The sequence below is a fragment of the Dactylosporangium sp. NPDC051541 genome (assembly GCF_044454505.1).
GTDB lineage: Bacteria > Actinomycetota > Actinomycetes > Mycobacteriales > Micromonosporaceae > Dactylosporangium.
The window spans coordinates 15,737-41,883 of record NZ_JBITDU010000012.1 but is presented as its reverse complement, the minus strand read 5'-3'; the positions used below and the strand labels follow the sequence as shown (position 1 = coordinate 41,883).

At 68.3% G+C, this 26,147-nt stretch carries 33 protein-coding genes and 1 pseudogene; 17 read left to right on the top strand and 17 right to left on the bottom strand.

The annotated features are described in order from the left end of the window. The first annotated feature begins 4 nt into the window (after positions 1–4). Positions 5–952: a prephenate dehydratase gene (gene pheA / locus ACIA8L_RS40240; RefSeq protein ID WP_395912963.1), complete on the top strand. Its 948-nt coding sequence runs from the start codon at positions 5–7 to the stop codon at positions 950–952. Between the two features lie 25 nt (positions 953–977). Here pheA and ACIA8L_RS40235 read toward each other — a convergent pair whose 3' ends face one another. From ACIA8L_RS40235 to ACIA8L_RS40220, 4 genes are all read right to left on the bottom strand, one after another. Then, entirely contained in the window at positions 978–1,691 is a 714-nt protein-coding gene (locus ACIA8L_RS40235; protein WP_395912961.1) for an AIM24 family protein, read from the bottom strand. Between the two features lie 79 nt (positions 1,692–1,770). After that, a complete protein-coding gene (locus ACIA8L_RS40230) occupies positions 1,771–2,496 on the bottom strand; it encodes an AIM24 family protein (RefSeq protein ID WP_395912959.1) in 726 nt (241 codons plus the stop codon). A gap of 93 nt (positions 2,497–2,589) precedes the next feature. Further along, positions 2,590–2,937: a metallopeptidase family protein gene (locus ACIA8L_RS40225; protein WP_395913353.1), complete on the bottom strand. Its 348-nt coding sequence runs from the start codon at positions 2,935–2,937 to the stop codon at positions 2,590–2,592. Positions 2,938–2,995: 58 nt separating this feature from the next. Beyond that, on the bottom strand, positions 2,996–3,421 hold the full coding sequence (locus ACIA8L_RS40220; protein ID WP_395912957.1) for an OsmC family protein: 426 nt from the start codon (positions 3,419–3,421) through the stop codon (positions 2,996–2,998). Between the two features lie 68 nt (positions 3,422–3,489). On the opposite strand from ACIA8L_RS40220, the gene ACIA8L_RS40215 reads away from it, so the two are divergent. The 4 genes from ACIA8L_RS40215 (at position 3,490) to ACIA8L_RS40200 (ending at position 6,295) form a co-directional block, all read left to right on the top strand. Then, positions 3,490–3,957, top strand: a complete 468-nt coding sequence (locus ACIA8L_RS40215; RefSeq protein ID WP_395912955.1) for a hypothetical protein — start codon at positions 3,490–3,492, stop codon at positions 3,955–3,957. Continuing rightward, entirely contained in the window at positions 3,950–4,576 is a 627-nt protein-coding gene (locus ACIA8L_RS40210) for a hypothetical protein (protein WP_395912954.1), read from the top strand. The genes ACIA8L_RS40215 and ACIA8L_RS40210 overlap by 8 nt, the downstream gene beginning before the upstream one ends. Before the next feature lie 103 nt (positions 4,577–4,679). Next, the gene (locus ACIA8L_RS40205) at positions 4,680–5,498 is read left to right on the top strand and encodes an HAD family hydrolase (protein ID WP_395912953.1); all 819 of its coding nucleotides are present in this window, start codon (positions 4,680–4,682) and stop codon (positions 5,496–5,498) included. Next, on the top strand, positions 5,495–6,295 hold the full coding sequence (locus tag ACIA8L_RS40200) for an HAD family hydrolase (protein ID WP_395912952.1): 801 nt from the start codon (positions 5,495–5,497) through the stop codon (positions 6,293–6,295). The genes ACIA8L_RS40205 and ACIA8L_RS40200 overlap by 4 nt, the downstream gene beginning before the upstream one ends. A 47-nt stretch (positions 6,296–6,342) precedes the next feature. On the opposite strand, the gene ACIA8L_RS40195 is transcribed toward ACIA8L_RS40200, so the two are convergent. After that, positions 6,343–6,882, bottom strand: coding sequence for a bacterial proteasome activator family protein (locus ACIA8L_RS40195; RefSeq protein ID WP_395912950.1), 540 nt, complete (start codon positions 6,880–6,882; stop codon positions 6,343–6,345). A gap of 132 nt (positions 6,883–7,014) precedes the next feature. On the opposite strand from ACIA8L_RS40195, the gene ACIA8L_RS40190 reads away from it, so the two are divergent. Together ACIA8L_RS40190 and ACIA8L_RS40185 are read left to right on the top strand one after the other, a co-directional pair. Beyond that, positions 7,015–7,833: an alpha/beta hydrolase family protein gene (locus ACIA8L_RS40190; RefSeq protein ID WP_395912948.1), complete on the top strand. Its 819-nt coding sequence runs from the start codon at positions 7,015–7,017 to the stop codon at positions 7,831–7,833. Positions 7,834–7,942: 109 nt separating this feature from the next. Beyond that, positions 7,943–9,154 carry an ABC transporter substrate-binding protein gene (locus ACIA8L_RS40185; RefSeq protein ID WP_395912947.1) on the top strand — a complete coding sequence of 404 codons (1,212 nt, stop codon included), beginning with the start codon at positions 7,943–7,945 and terminating at the stop codon, positions 9,152–9,154. 7 nt (positions 9,155–9,161) lie between these two features. On the opposite strand, the gene ACIA8L_RS40180 is transcribed toward ACIA8L_RS40185, so the two are convergent. Both ACIA8L_RS40180 and ACIA8L_RS40175 read right to left on the bottom strand, forming a co-directional pair. Next, positions 9,162–9,554 carry a hypothetical protein gene (locus ACIA8L_RS40180; protein ID WP_395912945.1) on the bottom strand — a complete coding sequence of 131 codons (393 nt, stop codon included), beginning with the start codon at positions 9,552–9,554 and terminating at the stop codon, positions 9,162–9,164. Between the two features lie 22 nt (positions 9,555–9,576). Next, positions 9,577–10,011: a PaaI family thioesterase gene (locus tag ACIA8L_RS40175; RefSeq protein WP_395912944.1), complete on the bottom strand. Its 435-nt coding sequence runs from the start codon at positions 10,009–10,011 to the stop codon at positions 9,577–9,579. A 96-nt stretch (positions 10,012–10,107) separates the two neighbouring features. Between ACIA8L_RS40175 and ACIA8L_RS40170 the strand changes: the two genes are divergently transcribed. Both ACIA8L_RS40170 and ACIA8L_RS40165 read left to right on the top strand, forming a co-directional pair. Beyond that, complete coding sequence (locus ACIA8L_RS40170; RefSeq protein ID WP_395912942.1) at positions 10,108–11,457, top strand: ABC transporter substrate-binding protein; 1,350 nt, start codon at positions 10,108–10,110, stop codon at positions 11,455–11,457. 88 nt (positions 11,458–11,545) lie between these two features. Next, complete coding sequence (locus tag ACIA8L_RS40165; protein WP_395912940.1) at positions 11,546–11,788, top strand: hypothetical protein; 243 nt, start codon at positions 11,546–11,548, stop codon at positions 11,786–11,788. A gap of 42 nt (positions 11,789–11,830) precedes the next feature. Here the strand turns inward: ACIA8L_RS40165 and ACIA8L_RS40160 are convergent, their stop codons facing one another. Continuing rightward, a complete protein-coding gene (locus ACIA8L_RS40160; RefSeq protein WP_395912938.1) occupies positions 11,831–13,231 on the bottom strand; it encodes a hypothetical protein in 1,401 nt (466 codons plus the stop codon). Between the two features lie 106 nt (positions 13,232–13,337). Then, positions 13,338–14,819, bottom strand: coding sequence for a glycosyltransferase family 39 protein (locus tag ACIA8L_RS40155; protein WP_395912937.1), 1,482 nt, complete (start codon positions 14,817–14,819; stop codon positions 13,338–13,340). 152 nt (positions 14,820–14,971) lie between these two features. On the opposite strand from ACIA8L_RS40155, the gene ACIA8L_RS40150 reads away from it, so the two are divergent. Together ACIA8L_RS40150 and ACIA8L_RS40145 are read left to right on the top strand one after the other, a co-directional pair. After that, positions 14,972–15,301: a PadR family transcriptional regulator gene (locus ACIA8L_RS40150; RefSeq protein ID WP_395913352.1), complete on the top strand. Its 330-nt coding sequence runs from the start codon at positions 14,972–14,974 to the stop codon at positions 15,299–15,301. Continuing rightward, positions 15,298–16,335, top strand: coding sequence for a hypothetical protein (locus ACIA8L_RS40145; RefSeq protein WP_395912935.1), 1,038 nt, complete (start codon positions 15,298–15,300; stop codon positions 16,333–16,335). The genes ACIA8L_RS40150 and ACIA8L_RS40145 overlap by 4 nt, the downstream gene beginning before the upstream one ends. A 72-nt stretch (positions 16,336–16,407) precedes the next feature. Here the strand turns inward: ACIA8L_RS40145 and ACIA8L_RS40140 are convergent, their stop codons facing one another. The 5 genes and pseudogenes from ACIA8L_RS40140 to ACIA8L_RS40120 form a co-directional block, all read right to left on the bottom strand. Next, complete coding sequence (locus tag ACIA8L_RS40140) at positions 16,408–16,683, bottom strand: transcriptional regulator (RefSeq protein WP_395913350.1); 276 nt, start codon at positions 16,681–16,683, stop codon at positions 16,408–16,410. A 14-nt stretch (positions 16,684–16,697) separates the two neighbouring features. Next, positions 16,698–16,814, bottom strand: a pseudogene (locus tag ACIA8L_RS40135) (XRE family transcriptional regulator); the annotation flags it as partial. A gap of 384 nt (positions 16,815–17,198) precedes the next feature. Further along, on the bottom strand, positions 17,199–17,402 hold the full coding sequence (locus tag ACIA8L_RS40130; protein ID WP_261962032.1) for a hypothetical protein: 204 nt from the start codon (positions 17,400–17,402) through the stop codon (positions 17,199–17,201). 376 nt (positions 17,403–17,778) lie between these two features. Next, a complete protein-coding gene (locus ACIA8L_RS40125) occupies positions 17,779–18,096 on the bottom strand; it encodes a helix-turn-helix domain-containing protein (RefSeq protein ID WP_395912933.1) in 318 nt (105 codons plus the stop codon). Beyond that, a complete protein-coding gene (locus ACIA8L_RS40120; RefSeq protein WP_395912932.1) occupies positions 18,093–18,458 on the bottom strand; it encodes a type II toxin-antitoxin system RelE/ParE family toxin in 366 nt (121 codons plus the stop codon). The genes ACIA8L_RS40125 and ACIA8L_RS40120 overlap by 4 nt, the downstream gene beginning before the upstream one ends. 996 nt (positions 18,459–19,454) lie before the next feature. On the opposite strand from ACIA8L_RS40120, the gene ACIA8L_RS40115 reads away from it, so the two are divergent. Continuing rightward, positions 19,455–20,441, top strand: a complete 987-nt coding sequence (locus ACIA8L_RS40115) for an HNH endonuclease (protein WP_395912930.1) — start codon at positions 19,455–19,457, stop codon at positions 20,439–20,441. A gap of 172 nt (positions 20,442–20,613) precedes the next feature. Next, positions 20,614–21,414, top strand: a complete 801-nt coding sequence (locus tag ACIA8L_RS40110) for a hypothetical protein (RefSeq protein WP_395912928.1) — start codon at positions 20,614–20,616, stop codon at positions 21,412–21,414. A 274-nt stretch (positions 21,415–21,688) separates the two neighbouring features. On the opposite strand, the gene ACIA8L_RS40105 is transcribed toward ACIA8L_RS40110, so the two are convergent. Genes ACIA8L_RS40105 through ACIA8L_RS40095 form a run of 3 tightly spaced genes read right to left on the bottom strand, consistent with a single transcriptional unit; the run spans position 21,689 to position 23,663 of the window. Beyond that, entirely contained in the window at positions 21,689–22,246 is a 558-nt protein-coding gene (locus tag ACIA8L_RS40105; RefSeq protein ID WP_395912926.1) for an NUDIX hydrolase, read from the bottom strand. Positions 22,247–22,272: 26 nt separating this feature from the next. Further along, positions 22,273–23,145 (bottom strand): DUF5919 domain-containing protein, encoded by an 873-nt coding sequence (locus tag ACIA8L_RS40100; protein ID WP_395912925.1) that lies wholly within the window; start codon positions 23,143–23,145, stop codon positions 22,273–22,275. A gap of 29 nt (positions 23,146–23,174) precedes the next feature. Further along, on the bottom strand, positions 23,175–23,663 hold the full coding sequence (locus tag ACIA8L_RS40095) for a GntR family transcriptional regulator (protein WP_395912923.1): 489 nt from the start codon (positions 23,661–23,663) through the stop codon (positions 23,175–23,177). A gap of 228 nt (positions 23,664–23,891) precedes the next feature. Between ACIA8L_RS40095 and ACIA8L_RS40090 the strand changes: the two genes are divergently transcribed. Genes ACIA8L_RS40090 through ACIA8L_RS40075 form a run of 4 tightly spaced genes read left to right on the top strand, consistent with a single transcriptional unit; the run spans position 23,892 to position 26,081 of the window. After that, on the top strand, positions 23,892–24,212 hold the full coding sequence (locus tag ACIA8L_RS40090; protein WP_395912921.1) for a DUF6284 family protein: 321 nt from the start codon (positions 23,892–23,894) through the stop codon (positions 24,210–24,212). A gap of 10 nt (positions 24,213–24,222) precedes the next feature. Continuing rightward, positions 24,223–24,594, top strand: coding sequence for an RRQRL motif-containing zinc-binding protein (locus tag ACIA8L_RS40085; protein ID WP_395912919.1), 372 nt, complete (start codon positions 24,223–24,225; stop codon positions 24,592–24,594). Next, positions 24,591–25,259: a DUF4097 family beta strand repeat-containing protein gene (locus tag ACIA8L_RS40080; protein ID WP_395912917.1), complete on the top strand. Its 669-nt coding sequence runs from the start codon at positions 24,591–24,593 to the stop codon at positions 25,257–25,259. Before ACIA8L_RS40085 ends, ACIA8L_RS40080 begins: the two co-directional genes overlap by 4 nt. 15 nt (positions 25,260–25,274) lie before the next feature. Beyond that, a complete protein-coding gene (locus ACIA8L_RS40075) occupies positions 25,275–26,081 on the top strand; it encodes an ABC transporter permease (protein WP_395912916.1) in 807 nt (268 codons plus the stop codon). The last annotated feature ends 66 nt before the right edge of the window (positions 26,082–26,147 follow it).

Genomic DNA, 26,147 nt, shown 5'->3' with positions numbered 1-26,147 from the left:
AACCATGCCTGGTGTACCGCCAACGCGGTTCGTGTTCCTGGGTCCGGAGGGCACATTCTCCGAACAGGCGCTCAAGACCGTTCCGGCCGCTGACCGCGGCGTCCTGACCGCCGCCCGCAGCGTGCCGGAGTGCCTGGACGCGGTGCGCGGCGGCGACGCCGACGCCGCGCTGGTGCCGCTGGAGAACTCGATCGGCGGCCAGGTCGGTGTGACGCTCGACGAGCTGGCCAACGGCGAGCCGCTGTTGATCACCCGCGAGGTGGTGCTGCCGGTGCAGTTCGTGCTGGCCGCCCGCGACGCCCGGCCGCTGGACGGCATCCGCACGGTCGCGGCCCACCCGCAGGCCGGCATCCAGTGCCGCGAGTGGCTGCGCACCCACACGCCGGGCGCGGCCGTGGTCGACGTGCTGTCCAACGCGACGGCCGCGATCGGTGCGGCCGAGGGCGAGTTCGACGCCGCGATCTGTGCGCGGATCGGCGCGGAGCGATATCGGCTGCATGTGCTCGCGAAGGACATCGCCGACAACCCGGACGCGATGACCCGCTTCGCGCTGGTCTCCCGGCCCGGCCCGCCGCCCCCGCCGACCGGCGACGACCTGACGACGCTCGCGGTGTACATCTCCCACGACCGGGTCGGAGCCCTGCTCGCGGTGCTCACCGAGCTTTCGGTCCGCGGCATCAACATGACCCGCATCGAGTCCCGCCCGACGGGGGAGCGCCTCGGGCGTTACGTCTTCTTCCTGGACTGCGGGGGCCACGTCGCCGACCTGCAGATGGGCGAAGCCCTGCAGGCATTGCGCCGGATCTGCGCCGATGTCCGGTTCCTGGGCTCATATCCCCGCGCCGACGTCCATGCCGAGCCCCCGCCCCGCCCCGCCCCCGGGCTGTCCGATGCGGACTTCGCCGACGCGGCGGCGTGGCTGCGTCGAATTCGCGGGGGCGAGACGGGGTAAGGCGAGGCGGGAAACGGCCGAGGGGTCAGCCGCCGAGGACGTTGCCGAGCAGGCCGCCGCCGCTGCTGGACTGGGCCGGGGCCGGCTTGCCCTCGCTGGGCTGGACGATCACGAAGCCCTGGCCCTGCAGCGCCAGCTGGAACAGCTCGCCCGAGCCGCCGCGCAGCATCGACTTGAGGCTCTGGTTCTTCTGGATGGTCGTCTGCAGGCTGCTCGACCAGCCCACGACGGCGTCCGTGTCGACGCAGACCGGCGCCTGCGGGCTGACCGGGATCACGATCGGCGCGCCCTCGGAGACGATCGCCAGCCGGCCCTGGCCGGTGAAGACGCAGTTGAAGAGGCCGCCGCCGAACATGCCGGCGCCGCGCACCATCTGGATGTCGTAGCGCAGCGACGGATCGAAGCAGATCACGTTGCGCCCGTTGATCGACAGGGCGTCGTTGGGCTCGATGTCCAGGATGAAGCAGTCGGCCGCGCCGGAGGCGAACCAGACCTCGCCCTGGCCGCGGACGGCCATGAGGGACACGCCCTCGCCGGTGACGGCGCGCTTGAGGAAGTTGCCGACGCCCTGGCTCTTCACCTCGAACTGCAGGTTGCCACGGAACGCGACCATCGCGCCCTGGCGGGCCAGGACCTCGCCGTTGACGGCGTACTTGACGCACTTGGAGTGTTGCAGGCTCATGCCTGCCTGGGTCGGGGGTTGGGCCATGTTCTCGGCCTTGAAGATGTCACCTCGCACGACCCGCAGCGTAGCGAACGGCAACGGCCCCGCCATGTCCTGGTGGCGGGGCCGTTATCAAAGCTTGGCGAGCGTGTGCTCAGCCGCCGAGCAGACCGCCGAGCACGCCACCCTGCTGCTGCTGGGACTGCGCGGCACCGGGCGGGGGCTCCTCCGAGGGCTGGACGACGACAAAGCCCTGGCCGGCGAAGCTCATGGTGAAAGCCTCACCGGTCGAGCGGCCCAGCAGCGTGCCCAGGCCGAGCTGGTCGGCGCGGTGGTAGCCGGTCTGCAGCGAGGCGGACCAGCAGATCGCGGCCTGCGGGTCGACGTAGGTCGGGGCGTCGACGGTCAGCACGACCGGGGTGCCCTTGGTGGTGATCGCCAGCCGGCCGCGGCCGGTGAAGACGCAGTTGAACAGGCCGGCCGAGGACATCATGCCCATGCCCTGGACCATCTTGATGTCGTACTGCAACGTGGACTCGAAGGCCAGCACGTTGGAGCCGTTGATCGAGATGGCGTCGCCCTGGTCCAGGTCGATCAGGTGCACGTCCGCGGCCCGGTCGGCGAAGAAGACGTCACCGCGGCCGCTGCACTTCATCAGCGGCACACCTTCGCCGGTCAACTTCGACTTCAGCCACTTGCCCATGCCGCCCGAGCCGAGCGCCTGGAACTGGACCTGGCCCTGGTAGGCGACCATCGAGCCCTGGCGGGCCATGATCTCGCCGTTGAGCTCGGCCTTGAGCAGCTTGGAGTTCTGCAGACGCAGGCCGGGCTGCTGCGACTCCTTCTCCATGTTTTCGGCGGCGAACAGCGCACTGCGCATGGGTAGTCCTCTCGAAGACGTACTTGAGACCGCACAGTGACGGTAGATGGTTGACGCAATGTCGACCATCGGCTTGGCGGGTTCCGTCAGGTTTCAGTCCCAGCCCAGGGCGTGGAGTCTCTCGTCGGAGATGCCGAAATGGTGCGCGATCTCGTGCACCACGGTGATCGCCACCTCGTCCACCACGTCGTCCTCATCGTCACAGATCGCGAGGATCGGCTTACGGTAGATCGAGATCCGATCCGGCAGGACGCCGGCGTAGTCCCACCCGCGCTCGGTCAGCGCGTGCCCCTCGTACAACCCCAGGAGGTCCGGGTCCTCGGGGGGAGCGTCGTCGACGACCAGAATGACCACATTGTCCATGAGGTCGAGCAGCTCCTCGGGCACCTCGTCGAGGGCCTCCCCGACGAGCTCCTCGAAACGCTCCTTGTTCATCCGCACCGGCATGCGAAGAGGGTCCCCGAAAACGGGAACCCTCTCAACAACGATTGGCGAAAGATCAGACGAGCTGTGCGTCGAGCGTGATCTCGACCGCCGCGAGCGCCTTGGAGATCGGGCAGCCGGCCTTGGCGTCCGCGGCCTGCTTCTCGAACTCGGCAGCGTCGATGCCGGGCACGTCGCCGCGGGTGGTCAGGTCGATACGGGTGATGGCGAAGCCGCCGTCGACCGGGCCGAACTGCACGGCCGCCGACGTCTCGACCGACGTCGGGGTGAAGCCGGCCTTGGCCAGGCCGTTGGAGAGCGCCATCGAGTAGCACGCGGCGTGCGCGGCCGCGATGAGCTCCTCCGGGTTGGTGCCCTTGCCCTCTTCGAAACGGGACGGGAACGAGTAGTTGCCCTGGAAGGTGCCCGAGCCGGTGGAGACGGTGCCGGCGCCGGACCGGAGGTCACCCTCCCAGCGGGCCGATGAAGTGCGAGTAGGCATGAACCAGACGCTAGCCCATTCCGTGTTGCCGGTGGGACCAGCCCGACATACGGAGGGGAGCAAAGGCGATGCAGCGCACTTTGGTGCGGGTCGGTTGGTGGATGGCGCTGTTCGGCCTGTTCGGCGGCGGTGCGTCCATCTTCGTGCCGTGGATGCGACAGCTCGTCGAGACCGGTTCGGGGCGCCGCACCGAGCCGAGCGTGGAAAGCATCACGGTGCTGAACATGCCGTACGGCCTGTGGTACGTGCTGTTCCTGTGCTCGCTGTTCGCGCTGGTGGGTACCGCCGCGATGGGTGTGGGCCGGGGACGCAAGCTGGCCGGAGTGGCCGGCCCGATCCTGTCCCTGCTGACCGCGTTCGTCGTCGTCGGGCTGATCATCACCTATGACGGCAAGGCCCCGACCGGCGGCCGGATCACCGATACCGCGATCACGGCCGGCAGCTGGCTCGGCCTGGCGTCGCTGCCGCTGCTGGGCTTCGCCTGCGGGTTCATCGCCATCGGCCGGGCCGCGGCCTACGATGCGGGGCATGCCTGAGCAGTCGCTTGAAGAGCCGGCATTAGTGGTACCGCACGAGCGTCGACGGCCGGACGTGATCGCGCTCGTGCTGCTGGCGGTGGCGTTCGGGCTGGCCGTCGCCGCGCAGTACATGCCCTGGGGCAGTGTCACCATCACTCGCGGCGACTCCGACGGGCAGGAGTACATCCTGCCCACCGGCAACTCGGCCACCCGCGCGGTCGAGGTGCCGCTCACCTACCTCAGCCCGGCCCACGTCGCCGTGTACCTCATCACACTCATCGGGGCCTTGACCGCCCTCGCCGTGCTGCTGGCCGCCACCGGCGCCGGCACCCGCCGCGTTGCCGCCGGGGTCACCGGCGGTCTGATCGCGGCGAACGTGCTCGTCCTGGTCGGCCTCAAGAGCGTCATCGACCACGCGGGCAGCGGCGAGTTCACGTTGCTGCTGGTCAACAACGCCGAATCGACTCACGGGCCGGGTTATCTCCTCGGCTACGCGGCCGCCCTGATGCTGGCCGCGACCCTGGTCATGACCGTCTGGGCCCCGGCCCGGTCGTTCGGCCGGCGGCGCGACGAGGAGCCCGAGGGCGGCGAGGCGCTGGAGCTCACGGTGACCCCTGTACCGCCGACGTTCCAGTAAACGTTCGGTCGAGTTTTATTCGCAGCCTGTCACCGGTCGCGATTCGAGAGGTACGGTTGCTCCTCCGTTCTCTAGGCAGGGCCTAGTGGAAGGAGCAGCAACGATGCGTGGTCCAGGCCTTCCCAAGCTGATCGCGACCGACCTCGACGGCACTCTCGTGCGAAGTGACGAGACCGTGAGCGACTACACCCGCGACGTTCTCGAGCGGGTGCGCGCCGCCGGCATCCACGTGGTCGGCGCCACCGGCCGCGGCCCCCGCCTGACCGAGCTGGTCCGCCACGACATTCCCGCGGCCGACTTCCTGGTCATGGGCGGCGGCAGCCGGGTGCTCGACATGCGCGACCCGGCGCGGCCGATCGTCCTGCGCGACGAGCGCCTGCCCGGCGACGTCCTGGCCGCCGTGCTGGCCCGTCTGGAGCACGAAATGGGCACCCTCTCGGTGCTGATCGAGGCCGGCGACACCCACGACGCGCCACTCTGGGGCGACGCCGACCCCAACTGGCGCTACGACGCGGTGGAGGCCCGGGTCCGGGCCGAGTGCCTGACCGGCCCGGTCATCAAGGGCTTCGCCCGGCACCCGGCCTGTCACGTCGACGACCTGCTGGCCACCGCCCAGCGCCTGATCCCGGCCGACATGGCCACGGTCACCCAGGCCGGCCTCGGCTACATCGAGATCTGCCCGCCCGGCGTCGACAAGGCCACCGGCCTGATGGTCGTGGCCACCGCGCTGGGCATCGACCCGGGCGACGTCCTGGTCTTCGGCGACATGCCCAACGACATCCCGATGTTCCGCTGGGCCGGCTTCGGCCGCGTCGCCGTCGCCAACGCCCACCCCCAGCTGAAGGCCCTGGCCGACGAGACCACGCTCACCAACGACGAAGACGGCGTCGCGACCTACCTGGAAGCTATGTTGAAGCTGTGAAACTGGTGGCTTCCGATCTCGATGGCACCCTTGTCCGCCGCGACCGGAACGTCAGCCCGCGCACGGTCGCGACCTTCCAGCGCCTGCACGCCGCCGGCATCGTCGTCGTCCTGGTGACCGGGCGCCCGATCCGCTGGATCGCCCCGGTCCACTCCCAGCTGGGCATCCCCGCGCTGGCCATCTGCGCCAACGGCGCCGCGACCTACGACCCGGCCACCGACACCATCGTCCACAGCGCCCCCCTCGAGGCCGACGTCCTGGCCGAGGCCTGCCAGCGCCTCCGCGCCGAGGTGCCGGAGGTCGTCTTCGCGGTGGAGCGCGACGGCGGCCGCCAGATGCGCCACGAGCCCGACTTCCCGGTCGGCCCGTGGGAGGCGGACCACGAGTCGGTCGGCCCGGCCACGCTCGACGAGATCCTGACCCGCCCGGCGGCCAAGCTCCTGGTCCGCGCGGGCGTCCAGGCCCCGGACGAGTTCACCGCCCGGGTCGGCGCCTGCCTGACCGGCCTGGCGGAGGCCACCAACTCCTCGTCGAGCGGCATGGTGGAGGTCTCGGCCGCCGGCGTGACGAAGGCGTCGGCCCTGGCCCGCGTGGCCCGCACGCATTCGGTGGCCGCGGCGGACGTGGTGGCGTTCGGCGACATGCCCAACGACCTGCCGATGCTGACCTGGGCCGGCCGCGGCGTGGCGATGGCCAACGCCCACCCGGCCGTCCGCGCCGCCGCCGCCGACGTCACCAAGCACTCGAACGAGGACGACGGCGTCGCCGAGTATCTGGAGCGCGTCTTCGGCATGTGAAAAAGCGGGCCCGGGCGACCGCTCGCCCGGACCCGCGGAGTCGTGATCTATAGGTATTGGCCGGTGCCCGTCACCGTCGGGCCGCCGGGCTGGGCGCCCGGTCCGCCGGGGCCGCCCATCAGCGCGGGGCGGCTACGCATCTGCTCCAGCTGGACCCGCGCGGCCATCTGCTGGGCCACCAGCGCGGCCTGGATGCCATGGAACAGACCCTCCAGCCAGCCGACCAGCTGGGCCTGGGCGATGCGCAGCTCGGCCTCGCTCGGGGTGCTGCCGTCGTCGAACGGCAGCGAGAGGCGCTCCAGCTCCTCGCGCAGCTCGACCGCCAGGCCGTCCTCCAGCTCCACGATCGAGCGGCGGTGGATCTCCTTGAGCCGCTGGCGGCCGGCCTCGTCCAGGGGCGCGGCGCGGACCTCTTCGAGCAGCTGCTTGATCATGCTGCCGATGCGCATGACCTTGGCCGGCTGCTCGATCAGCTTGCTCGGGTCTTCCGCGTTCTCGTCGTCGCCGGTGGACATCGTCCCCAGCGGCCGCCCGTCCGGGCCCACGACCAGCACGGTGCGCGACTCGTCCTGCGCCTCTTCTGCCATAACTCCCAGTCTTACGCACGTCCGCCCACCGCAAACATCCGGGCCCCGGCCCGGTTCCGGTCGGCGAAGCCCGTCCGCCCCAAACGACACGGCCCCTGTTGCCACCCTTCGTGACGCGATAACGTACGCCCGGTGACGACCGATCCCCGGGATGTGCTGAGCCGGCCCGCCTCGGAGCCGGACTTCACGCTGCGTTACGGCGAGCACCCCGATCATGTGGCTGATGTGCGGCTCCCGGCAGTACCAAATGCGCCGCTTGTGATTTTTGTGCATGGTGGTTTTTGGCGTCACGAGTTTGATCGGTCCCACACGGGACCGCTCGCCGTCGACCTCGCCGCGCGCGGGTATGCCGTGGCCACGATCGAGTTCCGGCGGACCGGGCAGACCGGCGGTGGGTGGCCGGGCACGTTCTCGGATGTGGCCGCGGCGGCCGTCGCGGTGCCGGACCAGCTGGCGAAAGAGGTCGCGCACCGGGGGCTGCGGCCCGTGTCGGTGGACCGGCCCATCATGGCCGGGCACTCGGCCGGCGGGCATCTCGCGCTGTGGTATGCCTCCGTGGCCCCGGACGCCGTCGGTGGTGTGGTCGCGCTGGCCCCCGTGGCCGATCTCACCCGCGCCTACGAGCTCGATCTCGACGCCGGGGCCGTGGCCGACCTGCTCGGCGGGGGACCGGACGCGGTGCCGGACGCCTACCGGTCGGCCGACCCGATGCGGAACCTGCCATCAGGTGTACGCACAGTGATCGTGCACGGCACGGAGGACGACATTGTGCCGGTTGAGCTGTCCCGGGAGTACTGCCGGGCCGCACGCCGGGGCGGGGACGACGCCACGCTGGTTGAGCTGGCCGGGGTCGAGCATTTCGGGGTCATCGATCCGCTGTCGGCGGCGTGGCCCGCGGTGCTGGCCGCGTTCGGGACGGTGACCAGGGGCGAGACTGCGGACGGCGATTGACTGGCCGCCGCGATGGCGGTACAAACCCCCCTGGGTTGTAGGCTCGTGGCTCGCTAGGAGCGCGGGCAGTCCACACCCGCGTCCGCGCGGGTCCCGGGGAGGAAAGCACGTGTCCCACCTGAACCGCCGCCAGGCGCTCCGGCTGTTCGCGGCCGCGGGAGCGGCGGGCCTGACCGCGCCGATCCTGTCCGCCTGCAGCAGCTCCGACAGCTCGACCGACAGCACCGCGGTGCCGAGCGGACCGCCGATCAAAATTGGCATGATCGTCCCGCAGACCGGCCAGTTCAAGGACTTCGGCAACGAGCTCGACAACGGGTTCAGCCTCTACCTGCAGCAGCATGGCACCAAGCTCGGTGGCCGGCCGGTCACGCTGGTCAAGGCCGACGAGGGCGAGACGGCCGACAGCGGCAAGGCGGCGGCCGCCAAGCTGATCAACGACGAGAAGGTGCTCGCGCTCACCGGCGTGGCCAACCCGGCCGCGATGCTGGCGATGGCCGGCGACATCGAAAACGCGAAGATCCCGCTGATCGGCTCCAACGCGTCGCCGAAGGCGCTGCAGACCATGAGCTTGAAGTACAACTGGCGCACGTCCTTCGTCTCGGACGAGCCCGGCTTCGCGATCGCCCGCTGGGCCGCGCAGAACGCCGGTGGCCAGCTCGCCGTCTGCGGGCAGACCGGGCCCGGCGGCGACGACGATGACGTGGCGAGCTTCGTGGAGCAGTACAAGAGCGCCGGGGGCAACATCGCGGGGCAGGCCCGCACGGTCGGGTATGGCAGCAAGGACTTCGGCAACATGCTCAACGCCGTGAAGTCGGCCAACGTGCAGGCGGTCTACGCGCTGTTCAACGGCGCCTCGGCGGTCGAGTTCGTGAAGCAGTTCCGCAACATGCACTTCCCGGCCAACGTCAAACTGTTCGGCTCCGGCCCGCTGACCGAGGGCTCCGTCCTCAAGCAGCAGGGCGACTCGGCGAAGGACATCGTCACGGCGCTGAACTACTCGCCCGACCTGGACAACGTGGCCAACCGCCGGTTCGTCGCCGACTACCAGAAGGCGTTCGGCACGGTCCCGTCGACCTACGCGATGGCCTCCTACGACGCCGCGGCCGTGCTGGACAAGGCCATCGCCGACGCGACCAGGAGCCTCGACTCCGTCAACCTCAACGCGGCGATCGGCCGGCTGGGCCAGATCGACAGCCCGCGCGGAGGGTGGCAGTTCTCGCAGACAAGAACACCACTGCAGCGTTGGTACCTCCGGCAGGTGCGCAACGACGGCGCGGTGCTCTCCAACGTGCTGACGGCCGAGCTGGCCACCCGCGGCTAGGCAGTTCTTATGCGGCTCCGCGCCGCTTCAACGTGGCGACCGCGGAGCCGGCCAGGGTGAGCAGGCATTCGGGGAGTTTGCCGTCGACCAGCGCCACGGTGAACAGGGCCGTGGCGCTCGGGACGTCCTCGTTGGCATACGCGCTCACGAACCGCGCCACCCAGCGCTTGTCGTAGTTGGCGTCGTCTATGTCCGGGAAGTCCAGCCGCCACGGGCCGCGCGCCAGGTTGTCGCCAACCATCTCGCCGGCGAGGCGCCACGCGACGTCATACGCGGCGCTCATGCCACGCCGGTCAACCACCGCGTCGAACGTGTGCGTCACGGCGTCCTCGTCGCCCGCGAGCGCCGACTGCAGGACCTGAGCGGCGTCCTGAAATGTCTCGTCTCCCGGGTCATCCACGCCGCAACCGTATGTCGCGACGTCAAGCCCCGCTGTGCTCTTTCGGGGCTGATCCGCGGCGCAGTGCACAGGTCAGACGGGCCGTGCAGACCCGCTCGCCGTCCTCGTCGGTGATGACGATCTCGTAGGTGGCCACAAGGCCGCCGAGCCGCAGCGGCGTGGCCACACCGGTCACCAGACCGCGCTTGGCCGACTTGTGATGGCTGGCGTTGATCTCGATGCCGACGGCGATCCCGTTGTACAGCTGACCGGCGTGCAGGGCGGCCCCGACCGAGCCGAGTGTCTCGGCGAGAACGACCGAGGCGCCACCGTGGAGCAGGCCGTACGGCTGGGTATTCCCCTCTACCGGCATGGTCCCGACGACCCGCTCGGGTGAGGCTTCCAGCAGGACGATGCCCATGCGCTCGGGCAGATGGCCCTCCATCGAGACGCCACCCGGTGCTTCTTGATCAGCCATACCCGGGAGCGTACCCGCGCCCCCGCTCAACTCCTGGCCGCGTCCGCGCTATGGTGCGCACGGCAGCTTTCGGGTGGTCCTGGGGAGGAGAAGCCAATGCGTGCACGGCCGGTCACCGCCATAGTGGGAGCGCTCACGGCGATGGGAGTGCTGCTCGCCGTTTCTGGCTGCGCCTCCGGCGACAAAGACGACGAGGGCGCGGTCCCGCAGGACATCCGGCTGTATGGCACGGACGGCAACATGGCCAACTCGTTCGGCGACGCGCTGAAGGACTCCCCGGCCGTCCTGAACGGGATGAAGGGCACGACACCGCTCACGCCGCTCAGTGACGACTTCAAGCGCCGGGTCAAGTCGGTCGACTCGTCACTCACCGACTTCAACTACTCGGGCGAGGCCTACGACGCCGTCGTGATCGCCGCCCTGGCCGCCGAGACCGGCAAGTCGGTCGAGCCGACCGTCATCGCCAAGCAGATCGTCGGCGTCACGACCGGCGACAACACCTGCGACAGCGTCGCCACCTGTCTGACCGCGGCGAAGTCGGGCAAGGACTTCAAGTACCGCGGCATCTCCATGCGCAGCAGCGGCTTCACCAACGTGGGGGAGCCGTCCGCGGCCATGTACGGCGTGCTCAACTTCGGCACCAGCAACAAGATCGACGACGCCAAGACCGAGTTCGTCGGCGCCGGCGACCAGACGAAAGAGGACAAGACCGCGCCGCCCGCAGCCACCAACCCGGGCAACAAGGGCGGCGCGAAGCCGGCGCTGAAGTACGGCCTGCTCCTGCCCAAGACCGGCGCCCTCGCGTTCCAGGGCCCGCCGATGTTCGCCGGGGCCAAGCTGGCCATCAAGGAGATCAACGACGCCGGCGGCGTGCTCGGCCAGCTCGTGCAGGTCGTGGAGGGCGACGACGGCACCAACCCGGAGGTCGCCAAGGCCACCGCGGCCGGGTTCATCGCCCAGGGCGTCGGAGTGATCATCGGGGCCGGCGCCTCGGGTGTCAGCGCGGCCGTCATCCCGCAGGTCGTCCAGGCCGGCCGGGTCATGATCTCGCCGTCGGCGACGTCCGACGCGCTGACCAAGGTCGACGACAAGGGCTTCTTCTTCCGCACCTCCCCGCCGGACAACCTGCAGGCCAAGGCCGTCGCGGACATCATCATGCGGGACGGGCACACCAAGGTCGCGATCATCGCCCGGGACGACTCCTACGGCACCGGCCTGGCCGACGGCGTCAAGGCCGACCTCACCGCGGCCGGCATCCGCCCGGATAACATCCTGGTCAAGAAGTACGAGGCGAAGGACAAGTACGAGAAGGCCGACGGCTCGGCGCTGTTCGGCCCCATCGCCGGCGAGATCAAGGGCTTCGGCGCCACCGGCATCCTCGTGGTCGGCTTCGACGAGTCCGCGCTGGCGATCAAGGCGCTGGTCACCTCGGGCGTCAAGGTCTGATCTTCTGTCCGGTTCCTGGCTCGCGCGCCGCTCGTCCAGGGCCTACCGTGAACCCGATTACCCCTAGTCAGGTGAGAGGACCCACCAGATGACCGACAACGAGACCGTCGAGACCCGCGGCGACGAGCGCGTGGAGCTGCTCGTGGGCGACACCAACAACGACGGCAAGCCCGACCTCTGGGCGATCGACACCGACGGGGACGGCAAGGCGGACCTGTTCCAGTTCGACACGAACGGCGACGGCAAGGTCGACATCACCATGAGTGACCTCGACCAGGACGGCACCCCCGACGCGGTCGTCGACGGCGACGGTGGCCTCCCGCCGGCGTAGGGTCCTTCGTTTCTTGATCTGCCGGGCGGCGCGGGTTGACCATCACCCGCGCCGCTGCGCGTCCACGTAGTCCCGCCACTGCTGCTCCAGCTGCGCCCGGGTCACGCCGAGCACCTCGCGGGCCACGGAATCGACCTCGGACAGCCGCAGAAAAGCTTCATAAAACGCCACAAGCTTGTCCTGGCCGTACTGCTCCGCGATCATCCGGCACGCGAGCCAGCCGGCGACATAGTTTCGCGGCTCCTCGTAGAACTGCTTGTCGTCCGGGAACGCCGTGATCGCCAGGTCCCCGAGGGCCTGCCGGATGCCGGCCGCGGCGAAGTGCCCGTCCCGATAGGCGACATACTCGGCGAACCCCTCCACCACCCAGCGCGGCGTGTAGGGCCCGGTGACCGGCCCCATGGCCGCGTGGGTGAACTCGTGCGTGAGGTCGTGCTGCAGCTCGCCCTTGGCCGCGGACAGTTCACTGGGGTTGAACACGATCCGCGTGGTGGCGTACGCCGGCCGGTTCGCCCACTCGACGACCGCTGAGTAGTACGGCACCGCGATCGCCGCGACCTGCGCCACCCGGTCCTGCGACTCGGCGAAGTAGGTGTCGAAGATCCGCCGATCCGCGACCGCCGTCAGCAGCACCTTCCCGTCCCACCCGCCCGGCTTGACCGCCGCCACCTGCTCCAGCCCGGTCGTGGCCAGCTCGAGCAGCCCCTGGCCGCCGTCGGCCGGCCCGGTGTCGGCGGAGATGACGGCGGTGACCCGCGCATTGCGCACCACGGCGATCGGCCCCGCGGCGTCCCACGGCTGGCCGGCCTCACCGGTGGGCAGGTCCTTCCCGGCCCCGTCACCGGCGATGACCCACTTGTGGCCGGTGAACGCGAACACGGCCAGCCAGGGCGTCGCCACCGGCCGGCTGTCGACCCCGTCGATCCGGTGCCGGACCGTGACCGGCACGACCCGGACGGCGGCGTGGTACTGCTCGAAGGCCCCCGGTGGCAGGAACGCGGCCATCTTGACGACGGACTGCGGGATGCGCTCGAACTCGAGCTGCGCGAACGGCAACTTGGTGAGGTTGTCGAACTCCTGGCGCTGCCGTTTGGTGAAGGCCGGGTCGCGCTGGTCCACGTCGGCCATCCACTCCTCGGCGTCCTTGCGCTGGACGGCTTCGGTGCGTCGTTGCAGTACCAGATCAATCGCTTTGGCATCGACTTCGACCCAGGTCGCCGCCGTCGGCGCGCGTCCGCCCCCGCGCAGGGCCGCCGCCGTCGCCACCCCTCCGGCCACCGCTACCGCCGCGCTGAGGACCAGAAGCGCGCACAGGAGGGGCCAGAGGTAGCTCCGTCGGGGCGGCGGCAGCTGGAGGCTGGGATACCACGGACTGGGAAGCCCCTCGCCGTAGGCCGCGGGCGTCAGCTCCTCGGGCGGTCGCTGCTGCTGAGGGATCGTCACGTGGCCTGCCGGCGTCGGAGGAGCGGACCCACATCCTCCGCCACCCCACACACCGTTGTCGAGTCTGCCTATTTGCGGTGTTTCACGTGCAACATTGCGTGACGGCCTAGGCCGGGGCGGGTGTGTCGGTTCGCGCCACGAGCAGGACCGCGCGCCCGGTGCGGAACGTGTAGGTCTGCTGGATCTTGTACTGCTGGCTGATGTACTTGATTTTCCAGCCCGGCGCGGTCAGCGGGTCGTTCGGCGCCCCGAAGGAGCCGGCGGCCGGGCCGATCAGCCAGATGCGGGGGACCTTGGTCAGCCTGCCCTGGATGTCGTTGAACTCGGTCGCCTCGAGGGTCCCGTTGGCGGCCGCCGTCTGCTTCATCAGGCGGTCCGGGGGCTGGGCCGTGCGGTTCCACTCCAACTGGCCGAGGTAGTGCGTGAGCGTCGGCCGCATCGACCAGGCGTAGTCGGTGTAGACGATGACGTCGCCCGCGGCCGCGTTGGCGTGGATGGCCGAGGCCATACCGCGGGTGTCAGGCGAGTTGTTCGTCTGCCGGACCGACTGCTGCATGGGCAGCGACAGGAACGCGAGCGCCACCACGATGGCCACGATGCGCGCGAGGCGCGGCACGGCGACCGCCTGCACGTGCTCGGCGGTGATGGTGGCGGCGGCCAGGACCGCGAGGGGCGCGAGCAGGAAGATGCCGTATCGCGGCACCCACACCGGCGCGACCAGCGAGACCCCGATGACCACGACGATCGGCACCGCGACCAGCGCGAACAGCTCGGCGTAGCGGCGGGCCGGCAGGGCCGCGTAGGCGGCGACCGCCAGCCCGACCAGCAGGTAACCCACGGGCGGGCTGAACGTGATGTCGCCGGGCAGCGTGACGATCGTCTTCCAGGTCGGCGTCTCCACCCAGTGGAGCTGGGAGTATCGCTGGTCCCGGCCCATCCACACGAGCGGCGCGACGACCACCAGCGCGGCGCCGACCGCGGGAATTGACCACAGGAGCCGATTGTCGCGCTCCTTCCACCAGGCGATCGCCAGAATCACCACGTGCGCGGCCAGCACGGAGAGCGCCACCAGGTGGAATACCCCGGTGAGGGCCACGCAAAGGCCATAAAGCGCCCAGCGCCACCAGGCCGGATTCCGCACGGCGGTCAGCAGCAGCAGGGAAGAAAGCGTCGCGAAAAGGAACGCGAATGCGTAGGGCCTGGCGGTATGGGCGAAAAGCACCAGACTGGGGAGCGTCGAGCAGATGATGCCCGCCACGATTCCGGCCGCTTGTCCAGCGACCCGCCGGCCGAGCTCAGCGGTCACCCCGGCGCCGGCCGCCATCGCCAGGAGTGAGGGCAGGCGCAGGGCCGCGTCGGACTCGCCGAAAATCTTCACCACGCCGATGAGCAGCAGATAGAAGGGGGCGAGCACCGCGTCCTTGTAGCCGGCCAGATCGAAAAGCTCGCCGGTCGACCGGGTCGCGGCGGAGAGCGTCGCCCCCTCGTCGAAGTCGAGCGAGGTGCTGGTAAGCGAATAGCCGGCGACCACCAGCATCACGACGAAACCGACGCTGAAGGGAACGAAAACGCTTTTGCTGTGGCGCACCGACTCTCCTCCCGTGAGATACCGGGGAGACTATAGAACCGACAAGATCCGCGTAGCCCCCGCCGCCGTCGAGTGCATGGCCTTTCAGGCGGCCGGCTACCTTACGGTTGCCGATATGCATCGGTAGCCGTAAGGTCCACGCCATGGCTGCCATGCGGGAACCCACGTTCCTCATCCTGACCGCCCTCGCACCCGGGGCACTGCACGGCTACGGGCTCATGCAGGAGATCGGTGAGCTGTCCCGCGGAGAGGTAGTGCTCGGGGCCGGGACGCTCTACGGGGCGCTCGACCGGCTCGCCGAGCAGGGCCTCATCGCCGTCGATCGGGAGGAGGCCGTGGACGGGCGGCTGCGCCGGTACTACCGGCTGACCGACGACGGCGCCGCCGCCCTCGCCGCCGAGGCGGAGCGGCTGCGACGGCACGCCTCCGCCGCGGTCACGCGGCTACGGCGGCGGGGCTACCCCGGTGCGGTGACCGCATGAACCACGCGCTGCGCCGCCGGTACGGGTGGCTGATGCTGGCCTATCCGGGCGCCTACCGCCGCGAATACGGGACCGAGATCGTCACCACGCTCATGGACGCCGCCGGGCCCGGGAAGGAGCGGCCAACCGCCGGGGAGGTTCGGGATCTGCTGCTGGGCGGGCTGCGGCAGCGGTTCCGGCTGCCGGTCGGGCGGCTCATGATGGCCGCCGCGGTGTTGACCGCGCTCACCGCCGGGGCGCTCGGCGCCGCCGCCGGATCGGCGGCCGGGTGGGCCACGCGGCCGGCGCCGCCCACCGACGCGGCCGTCGTCGAGATCGTCGGGCTGGCGGCGGCCCGGCCCACCCGGATCGACGTATCGCGGCAGCCGGAGGCCTACGGACTGCGGTACCAGATCATGACCGGGTTGGTAGCGGCGAACATCCCCTGGTCGGCCGAGCAGAGCGCGGCCCGGCTCGAGGCCGCGGGCTGGCGGGTCCACCCGCCGGTGACCGGGACGACGGAGGTCACCTACCTGGACCCGAGCGGCTCCACGACCCTCACACCTCGGACGACGGATCTGTTCGCGGAGCGCGACGGCATCCTGATCGACGTCTCCGCCGTGGGTTCCCGGGACGGCGGCGACGATCTCACGCTGCGCGTCGTGCCCGCCGAACCCGCACCGGTCCTGCCGCTGACACTGCTCGGCGCGGCGCTCGGCCTGGTCGGCGGCTGGCTGCTCGCGGGCCGCCTCGGCTACCGGCTGCGCCGGGCCCAGCTTTGGCAGCGGGCCGCGATCGGCAACCTGGCGGGCGTGGCCTGGCTGCTGCTCGCACTACCGTCGATGGGCGTCTACTACCTCACCTGGCGAGCCGTCTCCAGACTGGCACACAGCACCGTGCAACTGAGCCAGGCCGCATACAACGGCTACGTCTACGATCTCGGCCTGAGCCCGTTCGCCGCCGCTGGGCTGCCGCTCGCAGCGGTCGTCGTGATCCTGGCCCTCGCAGCCCGCCCACGCCCCGCGGTGCCGGACCAGCCCAACGTGGCGAGCTAGCACAGACCCACCGTTCCACCGTCGCGGAAGGCACGGAGGTTCGGGTCCGAGCGCCGGCTCCACTCACGGCGGTCAGGCGATGGCGGTGCTGTCGCCGTCTTCGAAGTGGATCGCCTGGTGGAGGCGTCCGCCCAGGGCGACGGCGTAGCGGGCGAGGACTTCCTGGCCCGAGACCTGGCCCTGCGCGATCTGTGAGACTCGGCCTTTCGTGACGCCCATGCGGTCGGCGCGTTGTCGAGCGCCACGATGAGCCAGGTAGCAGTCGGGCTGCGCTTCGCGCTTTCCCTGTAACCCGCCAGCGTGCGGTCCGGCTGTGGCACGCCTTGTGACCGTCCGCCGCCCGAACAGCCCGCCATCGGGGCCTCCCACTGTCCCGCCTTGTCGCCGGCGACAAGCAGGATGCTGGACCGCCAGGGGTCGAAGCCGAACAGGATGCGCATCGTTACTGGTCGCAGCTCTTTGAGGTTGGCAAGCGTCGAACGATCCAAGCGCGCACTTCATCGACGACGTAGATGCCCTACTCCGATGTGGTCAGGTAGATGGGTGTAGCGAACGCCATACCGACCCGACCGTCCGCCGCCCGTGCTGGTTAGCCGTTGCTACACGCGTTGCTACACGACGCCGGCCTTCAGACGATGCACCAGATCAGGTGTCGACCCGCACGAGCTGAATGCTGATGACCTCGTTCCCGTCGTGGAAGTTCATAGGCACCCGGCAACGGATCGCCCGGCGCGAATGGGTCGGCGAGGGTCGGGACCGGCTCATCGAGGAGATGGAAGATCGCACGTTGGACTGTCCATCGCAGTTGCTGAGGAAGCGCCTCGATCTGTTGCCATGCCTGCTCGGGAAAACGTATTTGCCGTTCAGGCACGAATTCCCCATGCCTCGGCCAGCTGCTCCCGCGTGAACATGCGAGCCTCGTCGCCGGCTCCGGGACCGCGGTCCGCCCGCATAGTTGTCAACGCGACGTCGCGTGCAGCCTCGCGGCGGAGACGCTTGAGCTCTGCCTGCATGGCATCGAACTCAGCCCGGGGGACCGTGATCATCTCGATCGCCTCGCTGGTCACGCTGTGCCTCCACTCCCGCCACCACCGCTGACTGGGCGCCACTCAACGATACGCCCGCCCGAGAAGACGCGGCAGGTCCGCGGCCCGCGAGTCCGACCGTCCTCTGCCGCGCAGAGCGCTGTTGCACATGGGCGAGCGAGGTGGCGGAGGGCGGACATACAAAGACCCCGACCGCGTTGCCGCTGGTCGGGGTCTGTAAAGCCCGGCGAAGAGCTTTGCGGGCAGGGGCGGGTCGAACCGCCGACCTTCCGCTTTCCAGGTCTGAGCAGCCCAGCACCGCCGACCGTCCAGGGCTGCGATCTGGTCTGGCCCGGATCGGCGGTGGGTGCGCTTGTGCGCAGCCGTTGCTACACGCGTTGCTACACGGCGCCGTAGGTCAGGCGATGGCGGTGATGTCGCCGTCTTCGAAGTAGATTGCCTGGTGGAGGCGGCCGCCCAAGGCGACGGCGTAGCGGGCGAGGACTTCCTGACCCGAGACCTGGCCCTGCTCGATCTGCGAGACCCGGCCCTTGGTGACGCCCATGCGATCGGCGACCTGCTGCTGCGTCAACCCGCGACCTCGGCGAGCCTCGGCGAGCCGATGCCCGGTGACCTCGGCCAGCAGCTGCTGCTTGCCAGCCGCAACGGCTTCCTCGCCGCCAGCCTGCTCCACAAGCTCGCCGCGAATGTCACTCCAGCGCACGTAACTGCTCATCGCTGACCCTCCTCTTCCTGTGCCCGTTCTTTCAGGTAGACCTCGTAGCGCTGTTCCGCGAGCGGTATCGCTTCCCGATACCAGGCTTCCCACTGCCCCGCCTTGTCGCCGGTAACAAGCAGGATGCTGGACCGCCACGGGTCGAAGACGAACAGGATGCGCATCGTTCCTGGACGTAGCTCTTTGAGGTTGGCGAGCGCCGAATGAGTGATGGTGTCGACGAGCGGTCGTCCGAGGCTTGGTCCGTTCTCCGCAAGGGCGTCGATCGCGAGCACGACGCTGGCCTTGGCTGACGGTTCCAGTGCGTAGATCCAGGCGCGCACCTCGTCGACGACGTAGATGCCCCACTCCGTTGTGGTCACGGAGACGAGTGCAGCGAACGCTATACCAGGTCGACCGTCCGCTTCCGGGCATTCCGCCTTTGCTACGTGGATGATCGCGGTGGCGGGCGGGCGCATACAAAGACCCCGACCGCGTTGCCGCTGGTCGGGGTCTGTAAAGCCCGGCGAAGAGCTTTGTGGGCAGGGGCGGGGTCGAACCGCCGACCTTCCGCTTTTCAGTGCCACGGTAGATCGTCCGTCAAGGTCATGAGAGGTCCGCGACGTCGGGCGGAGCCCGTACGAACACGTCAACGGACGGGCCTGCACGCGGGTGAATGAGACCAGAACTGAGACCACGGCGGGCGTCGGAAACTTGGCGGGAGCAACGGGGCTGCGGCGCGTCTTACGTGTCCCAGGGTGCGTTGCATGACATACTGCTTTCGCTGGCGGTCGAGGGTTGTGACCTCGCGCCTGCGCCGCAAGTCCTCCGCAACCGCACCCTATGCGCGGCGGTGGAGGCCGCCGGTCTGGACGCCGGGGTTTGTCGAACTTGCGGTTTGTGTAACCAGCCATACACACACAACTTCATTCGATGCGCATTCGGCGCTCGGCACGGATCTCGTCTACAGGTAGGGCTGTAGATCATCGAGACTCGCTGCTGAGGGCCTTTTTTGCGTCTCAGGCACGGATGCGGAGAGGGGGTGAATTAGGCCGTGAGTCGCTGGATGGCACGGGCGGTGTGCGCCGCTCTGAAGAGCTGGAGCTCCACCGCCCGTGCGTGCATCCTGTTGCTGGTTGCGTCAGCCGCAGGAGGCGTGCTCCTTGCCGTCTACCAGGCCGTTCGTCACAGCTAGGTCCTCTTTGGGCAGGGATGCGCCACAAGCGTAAGCCCTGAACTGCCGGTAGGCGCTCACATACACGGTGAGCGTCTACCTGTGCTGAGCGTCGGCCGACCGATGCCGGCGGGATACTTATGGGTTTCAGGGCCTTGATCCGTCTGGCCAGGTGCTTCGTTGTTCTACATTTATGCTCTCCGGCATGGCCTTCGCCGATGTCACCAGAGATGCCGTCCTCGCCGCCGTCGACGAGTTCGACCGGCTCGGACGCGAGGGGTTTCTCCGCATTCACGGCTTCGGGGCAGCGAAGGCGTACTTCCTTGAGCACGCTGACCGGCTCTACGACTCGAAGGCGATCTTTGGTGTCGCGCACGGCATTAGCGGTGCTGGCCCGTGGCGTTCGGACGACTTCACCGGTGGTGATAAGACCGTGGCCGAGCGACTGCGTGCCCTCGGGTTCACCGTCATCTTTGTCCGTAACCCCGACTGGACCAGAGATGAGATCATCCTGGTCTGCGAAGCGGTCGAGGCAAACGGCTGGCGTACGATCGCTCTGGAGAATCCGGTGGCCATCAACATCTCACAGCTGCTGCAGAGCCCGGCCATCCATCCGGTGCAGGGCCGCCGATCCGACTTTCGCAACCCGGCCGGCGTCGAGCGTAAATCAAATGATCTTGTATCACGACTTCCGAACCACAAGCCCACGAACGGAAGCCGCCTGGATGCTGAGGTGCTGCAGGATTTCCTTACTCGGCCGAACGAGATGCGCGCTCTGGCTGCCTCGATCCGGCAAGCTCTGCTCGACTGGAGCGAGGATGCAGCGGATATCTCCGAGCTGGATGTTGACGATGACGGAGTGGAGGAGGGTGGGGTACTCCTCAAAGAACACCTGCGCCGCGAGCGCAGCCCGAAACTCAAGGCCAAGAAGCTTGAGGACGCCAGAAAACGCGGCGCCGCGTTGGCCTGCGAGGCGTGCGGCTTCGACTTCTACGCCACCTACGGCGACCGAGGTCGCGACTACATCGAATGCCACCACCGAACGCCGCTGGGTGTCACCGGAAAGACACGTACGCGTTTGGTGGATCTAGCCCTGATCTGCTCAAACTGCCACCGCATCATTCATCGCACCCGCGACTGGCTGACGGTGGAGCAGCTCGCGCTGCTTGTGGCGAGCAACCGTAGGACGTAAGTGCACCACGTACCGCTTCGTGTCAATCTCGTCTGTGAGTGGCCGGACCCGCTGACTTGCTGAGGCTTGCCCGAGTCGTGATCCACCCATTCGTGGCACCACGTCAGCGCGACAAATTGAGTTACGGTCCTGGCCTGCTCGCGAGTATCGTGATTGCAGACTTGGAGGATCGATGCAAAACAAGATGCCGCGTTCGGGCGACCTCGCGCTCTATGCGGAGAAGCTTCACCCGCGGATCAGTGAGTTGAATTTGACACGCTGCTATCTTTGTGGATTAAGCTTGGAAAATTCTTCTACTTCCCCTGACCACATTATTCCTCAAAATATATTTGAGAAGGGATCGGGAAACCGACCTTTTTTGCCCACTCACGCGACGTGCAATAACGCCAAGTCACGTGATGATGAGTGGTTCAAGCGGGTTGTCGATTTGATGGCCGCTTCTGGCAGCCCCGTTGCTGATGCTAGTGCGCAGCAATTTCTAGATAAAGCACTACTGGAGTCGCATGACGCATATGTAATCGGCGCCAAGGTGCGGAATTTCAGATTGGCGAGACGCTTACTTCGCCCCGCTCGGTCGGATAGTCTCCAGGTCACGTACGACGGAATGGTAGTACCACAAATTAGTCTCGGCGAGGAAAATGCAGCTCGACTGCACGCGTACATCGCTTCACTGTGCACCGGACTCTTCTTAAGAAACGTGCCAGACGCTGAGCCTTCTTTCCCAACGGTAAACTGGGTGCAATATGCGCAAGCAGAGTTGACTGGACGTGGACGCCTTGTTCACGAGCAGGCGTCGGAGCTGACGCGGAGCGCGTCTACTGACGGCACCATGTTCTGCCAGCGTTGGAGCACGGAAGGGCGAGGTGGACCTTCGACAGTACTTTACCTAGGAAGCGCGCTGGCCGAAGACTCCTCAAGAGGCTTCGTTTACGTGCAGTTCTACTCAGCTGTGGGATTTTTTGCCATCTTCTAGATGTCGGATCGTCAACCGTTGAACCGCCTCCGGCCGTTTGCATTGCTGGCTTCCGGGTTCGCGACCGCGTGGGAGGGCTGATACCGCGGGCCGCCCTGGAGCTGGCTGGAAGGCAAGAGCGCTGGAACACAGGGGCGCCGCTCTGTTTCAGCAGGGCCAATAGATGTTTCGTGCCCGGGGCGGGGACAGACGAGGCCATTGTCCCCACTGTTTCCACTGCTCAGAGGCTTCTAGGGACAGTAGGGACACGAGGGACTCTTGTCCCGCGGCCCGCCTATCGTCGTGCTTCGAGCGCCTGCTGGGCGAGCAACAACCCACCGAGGGTCTCAAGCCCGTGAATCGTGCGCCCCAACGCTGAGATCGCTTCGTCGAACGGCATGACGACGACGCTCATGTCGAAGTACTTCTCGATCTCGGTGTCGCCCTGCGGAGCCCCGGCACTGACGACCGGCGAGGCCAGGTAGAAGTGCACGTACTTGTTAGTCTCGGACGGCAGCGAGTAATACGGGCCGAGTGGCTGGATCTCGCCGCCCTCGGCCATCACGTGGCCCGTCTCCTCGACGAGCTCGCGGAGCGCCGCATCGCGCGGGTCTTCGCCCTCTTCGGTTACGCCGGCTGGGAGCTCGAGCGTGTCGCGCTTCAGGTTGTGCCGGTACTGCTTGACCAGGATGACGTTGCCCTCGGCCGTGACGGGAACGACCATCACGCTTGGTGTGCTGTGGACGTAGTACCAGTCGATCTCCTGGCCATCGGGCATGCGGAGCACTTCGTGCACGAACTTCTTCGGCTTTTCGAGCAGGACGTCGGTCGAGACGAGTGTCGCGTCCTTCATCTTCGCCACCCAATTGGCTGAGCCGCTCATGCCGTCCATTCCTCTGCTAGATCCCACATGGTTTCAAAGTGCCTGGTGTAGCGACCGAACATCTTGCCATCGGCTGACTCGCGCAGTTCGAAGGTGGGCGAGTTGCTGCCGACGAAGAATCGAAGGTAGGGCGTGACGAGCATCCGCCCGTCGGCGCGCACGATACTCACGGTTGGCGGCGCGTTGTACGTCCTGACGTGCATGCGCCCTTCGCATCGAGTGCTCATCTGCCGGAAGCGTGTCAGGGCGGCCCGGATGCGGGGGCTCAACGTGCCGGCCGGGTTGCCCTCGTCGGCGTCGATGTCGCCGGTGCCCGTGTACTGCGGATCGAGGAGCAATACGCGGATGTCGCATCCCGCCTTGGCCGCAGCCGCAAGAATCTCCGGCACCTCGTCGTCCAAGGCATAGCCGTACTCGGCCATGCCGTAGAGCCAGATGTGACCACGCGAATTGCGGATGATGTTGTTCCACTCCGGTCGGGCAATGAGACCACGCATTGCGTACGCGCGGACTACATCCGGCGAGCCCATGATGCGTTCGAGGTCGCCCATCATCGTCGACAACATGCCGACCATGCGGTCAGCGTCAGAGTTCAGCGCGACCGGCAGCACGTCGTGCGGGCCGTCCTGCGAGGCAAGGCCAACGGCGAGCAGGACGTCACCCGGCGGTACGGCGCGGGTCTCCCATCCCTCGACGATCTCCGGAGACGGTGACCAGCCCAAGAGCGGCGCGAGCACATCCGCGAACTCGTCGTAGTCCAGGCCGAGCTTCTGGCGCGCCGCCGCGACCTGGCCGCGAGCCAGGGAGGCCAGGTCCGGCTTGTAGGCCGCGTGCCGACGCAGGTCGACGACGTTGTGGTCGCTGCTCACGCGTGTCCCCGTCCGCGCTGGGCCATCACTCACGCCGACCTAGTGGCAGAGCCACGCGACTTGCGCGGCTTCGCTCCCGCACTCCGGCCGGCATCTTCGTGCGGGTACGGCAGCCCCATGCGTCCGTACAGGTCCATGATCTGACCCTGCAGCACGCCGACCTGGCGGCGTAGCTCCTGGACTTCGGTGGTCACGGTTGCGGCGAGTTGCTCTCGGAGCTGCTGCACCGTCTCATTGAGGTTCGCGAGCTGGGCGACGACATCCGGGCTGGCGACGTCGGCGCGCGGCTTCGGTTTCTCCTGGACGTAGACGCCCTTGCCGGGCTGGCCGATCAGGACCCCTTCGTTCTGGAGATCTCTGATCGCTGCCCTGACCACGGTGATAGAGCCGTTGTAGTGGGCCATGAGCGTCGTGGTTGACGGGATCGGCTCTCCGACCGGATATGTCCCGTCGACGATCTTCCGGCGCAGGTCATCGGCAATCTGCTGGTACGCGGGCTGTCCTGTGATCGCGGTCAAAGTCAGCGCCTTCCGTGCGTGGTCGTTCCCAGTTCATCACATCGGCTTGCCATCTGCACAGGGGGCACTTGACACGCCATATGCATATGGTCCACTATGTGCATATGGTGCTTGACGGCGCCGGGACGGCGGAACCGGCTTCGGCTGTACCGCCCTTCTGCGGGCCGTCTGTGCACGGGATCTTTGACAACTTCATCGGGCCGCACCTCCCGGAAAAGGTTGCCAAGCATGGCTTTCCGTCCATGCACGCAAGACCGCCCGTGCCGAAACAGGCTCCCATCAACGCTTTTCGAACTCATTGGAGAGATCGTGAACCACGAACGTGATTCGACAGAGCCGAGCGCCGTCGATCTGGAGGCGATCGAGGACGAGATGCCGCTGATCGAGGCGGAGATCGGTCTGCTCGACGTACAGATCAGGATCATGGCGGCACACGGGCCGGTAGACGAGGTAACCGCGCAGCGTCTCCGCCGGTCGCGTGACGCGGTGATCGCCGAGTCGCTGCGCTGGTACGTCCGCCGGTACAACGCGACGCGCCGGGCCGCTTGAGGACCAGGCCGTGAGCCGCGTCCGCGCACGCTTCCATGACCCAGCCGGAGCTCGGTACGGCATCCCAACTTTTTGGTGGCTCGGCGCGCCCGAGGGCTACGCCACCCGCCGCCAACTCCGCGCCCGTGGGCTGCGGCCCGGGGGTCAGCCGGTCGCCGCGCAGGTCATGTGGGCCGGTGTCGGCGGGGAGCGGGTCGCCTACCTGTACCGCGTCGACCTGGCCAAGCCCAAGCGCACCGCGACCCCCGCGCAGCGCCGAGCAATCGGGTGCGCGTTGCTGGCTCGCCGCACCTGCTCGACCTGCCACAACGTACGGCCGTACTTCATCCCGCGCTCGCTCGGCGAGTGCCTCGACTGCGCCCCGGGAGGGCACCTCCTATGAAGACCCTTGCCTACACCGCGGATGCCTCCGGCCCGGTCCTGCTGCACGTCGGCGTCTCGGCCGGCGCGGTTCGAGTGAACGTGGAAGACCGCGAGTTCGCCGAGGTCACAGTGACCGCCGACGCCGACATCACCGACCGCGCCCGCTTCACCGGGGGCTACCAGTTCCTGAAAGTGGAGATGCCCAAGGCGCCGCCGCAGCACGTTGGCGGGATCACCCAGATCGCTGGCGTCAACGTCGGGATGGTCGTCGGCGTGGTCTACGGCGATCTCGTAATGCATACCGACGGCATCGTCGTCGGCGGGTTCGGCGGCGCCGGGCCGATCGTCGACATCCGGTTGCCGCTGCACAGCTCGCTCTACGCCGAGACCGTCTCCGCGCCGGTGTCCGCCACCGGACCGCTGCTGACCGCCTACGTGCAGACCACCTCCGGCGCCATCGACCTGGACACGGTCGCCGGTCCCTCGCTGCAGAGCGTCTCCGGCCGCATCCGCATCGCCAATCTGCTCGGCATCGGCTCCATCAAGACCATCTGCGGCGACATCGCCGTGACCGCCGACGACCCGAGCGAACTCAACGCCCACACCATCTCCGGCGACATCCGCGTACGCGGCCCGATCCGGCTCCACGCCCACACCGTCTCCGGCCGCGTCCACACCAACTGAGAAGGAGCCCATCAAATGACCGCCGCCACCGCCGCCAGCGCCTACCCGCCGCCCATCGTCGCCCTCCTCCCGCAGGCCCACGCGCTCGCCGAGCGCCTCGGGCACACCCCGTCCCGCAACGCCCTCATGAAGGAATTCAAGATCGGTGCCCCGAAAGCCACCGCCGTCCTGGAAGCGCTCACCGCCCAGGAGGTCGCCACCGCCCCATCCGCGCCGGAGCCGCCCGTAGCGCGCCCACTGCACCTCGTGCCGGACCTGGAGCCGGACGCCGAGCCCACCGAGGCACCCGCGCCGATCGACACGTTCTCGGTCGCCGACGCGGTTGAGCCGGAGCCGCTGGCCACGGGGGACGGACACCCAGGCACCAACATCACCACCAACGCCGTCCGGCCGACCCGCAAGCCGCGTTCCTGGCCGGTCATGCTGCTGGCCCTGCCCGCGTTCGTGGCCATCTGGTCCGGGTGGGTCGGCCTCGGCGAACTGACCGGGTTCGGCGTGGTCCACCCGCTCCCCGGGATCTGGGACGGCTTCACGCTGAACACCGCGATCACGCTGCCGATCGGCGTGGAGACCTACGCCGCGTACGCCCTCGCGGTCTGGCTCACCGGCACCGCGCCGGCCGCCGCCCGGTCGTTCGCTCGCTGGTCCGCGATCGGCTCTCTGGTCTTCGGTGGCCTCGGCCAAGTCGCTTACCACCTGCTGACCGCCGCAGGCATCATGCACGCTCCGTGGTGGATCACCACTGCGGTTGCCTGCCTGCCGGTGGCCGTGCTGGGCATGGGCGCCGCCCTGGCCCACCTGATCCACGCCAACCACGAGTAGCTCTGCCCGGTGCGCGGCCCACACAGGCCTAGGAACCTCGGCCGCGCACCGGTCCCCAACCCCTCC

Bases quoted from the DNA above. Each gene is read 5' to 3' on its own strand.
- ACIA8L_RS40115 (WP_395912930.1), top strand. From the start codon at position 19,455: ATGGCCTTCGCCGATGTCACCAGAGATGCCGTCCTCGCCGCCGTCGAC.
- ACIA8L_RS40205 (WP_395912953.1), top strand. From the start codon at position 4,680: ATGCGTGGTCCAGGCCTTCCCAAGCTGATCGCGACCGACCTCGACGGC.
- ACIA8L_RS40150 (WP_395913352.1), top strand. From the start codon at position 14,972: ATGCGGGAACCCACGTTCCTCATCCTGACCGCCCTCGCACCCGGGGCA.
- ACIA8L_RS40195 (WP_395912950.1), bottom strand. From the start codon at position 6,882: ATGGCAGAAGAGGCGCAGGACGAGTCGCGCACCGTGCTGGTCGTGGGC.
- ACIA8L_RS40105 (WP_395912926.1), bottom strand. From the start codon at position 22,246: ATGAAGGACGCGACACTCGTCTCGACCGACGTCCTGCTCGAAAAGCCG.
- ACIA8L_RS40210 (WP_395912954.1), top strand. From the start codon at position 3,950: ATGCCTGAGCAGTCGCTTGAAGAGCCGGCATTAGTGGTACCGCACGAG.
- ACIA8L_RS40080 (WP_395912917.1), top strand. From the start codon at position 24,591: ATGAAGACCCTTGCCTACACCGCGGATGCCTCCGGCCCGGTCCTGCTG.
- pheA (WP_395912963.1), top strand. From the start codon at position 5: ATGCCTGGTGTACCGCCAACGCGGTTCGTGTTCCTGGGTCCGGAGGGC.
- ACIA8L_RS40220 (WP_395912957.1), bottom strand. From the start codon at position 3,421: ATGCCTACTCGCACTTCATCGGCCCGCTGGGAGGGTGACCTCCGGTCC.
- ACIA8L_RS40170 (WP_395912942.1), top strand. From the start codon at position 10,108: ATGCGTGCACGGCCGGTCACCGCCATAGTGGGAGCGCTCACGGCGATG.
- ACIA8L_RS40145 (WP_395912935.1), top strand. From the start codon at position 15,298: ATGAACCACGCGCTGCGCCGCCGGTACGGGTGGCTGATGCTGGCCTAT.
- ACIA8L_RS40215 (WP_395912955.1), top strand. From the start codon at position 3,490: ATGCAGCGCACTTTGGTGCGGGTCGGTTGGTGGATGGCGCTGTTCGGC.
- ACIA8L_RS40090 (WP_395912921.1), top strand. From the start codon at position 23,892: ATGGCTTTCCGTCCATGCACGCAAGACCGCCCGTGCCGAAACAGGCTC.
- ACIA8L_RS40230 (WP_395912959.1), bottom strand. From the start codon at position 2,496: ATGCGCAGTGCGCTGTTCGCCGCCGAAAACATGGAGAAGGAGTCGCAG.
- ACIA8L_RS40175 (WP_395912944.1), bottom strand. From the start codon at position 10,011: ATGGCTGATCAAGAAGCACCGGGTGGCGTCTCGATGGAGGGCCATCTG.
- ACIA8L_RS40165 (WP_395912940.1), top strand. From the start codon at position 11,546: ATGACCGACAACGAGACCGTCGAGACCCGCGGCGACGAGCGCGTGGAG.
- ACIA8L_RS40125 (WP_395912933.1), bottom strand. From the start codon at position 18,096: ATGAGCAGTTACGTGCGCTGGAGTGACATTCGCGGCGAGCTTGTGGAG.
- ACIA8L_RS40110 (WP_395912928.1), top strand. From the start codon at position 20,614: ATGCAAAACAAGATGCCGCGTTCGGGCGACCTCGCGCTCTATGCGGAG.
- ACIA8L_RS40075 (WP_395912916.1), top strand. From the start codon at position 25,275: ATGACCGCCGCCACCGCCGCCAGCGCCTACCCGCCGCCCATCGTCGCC.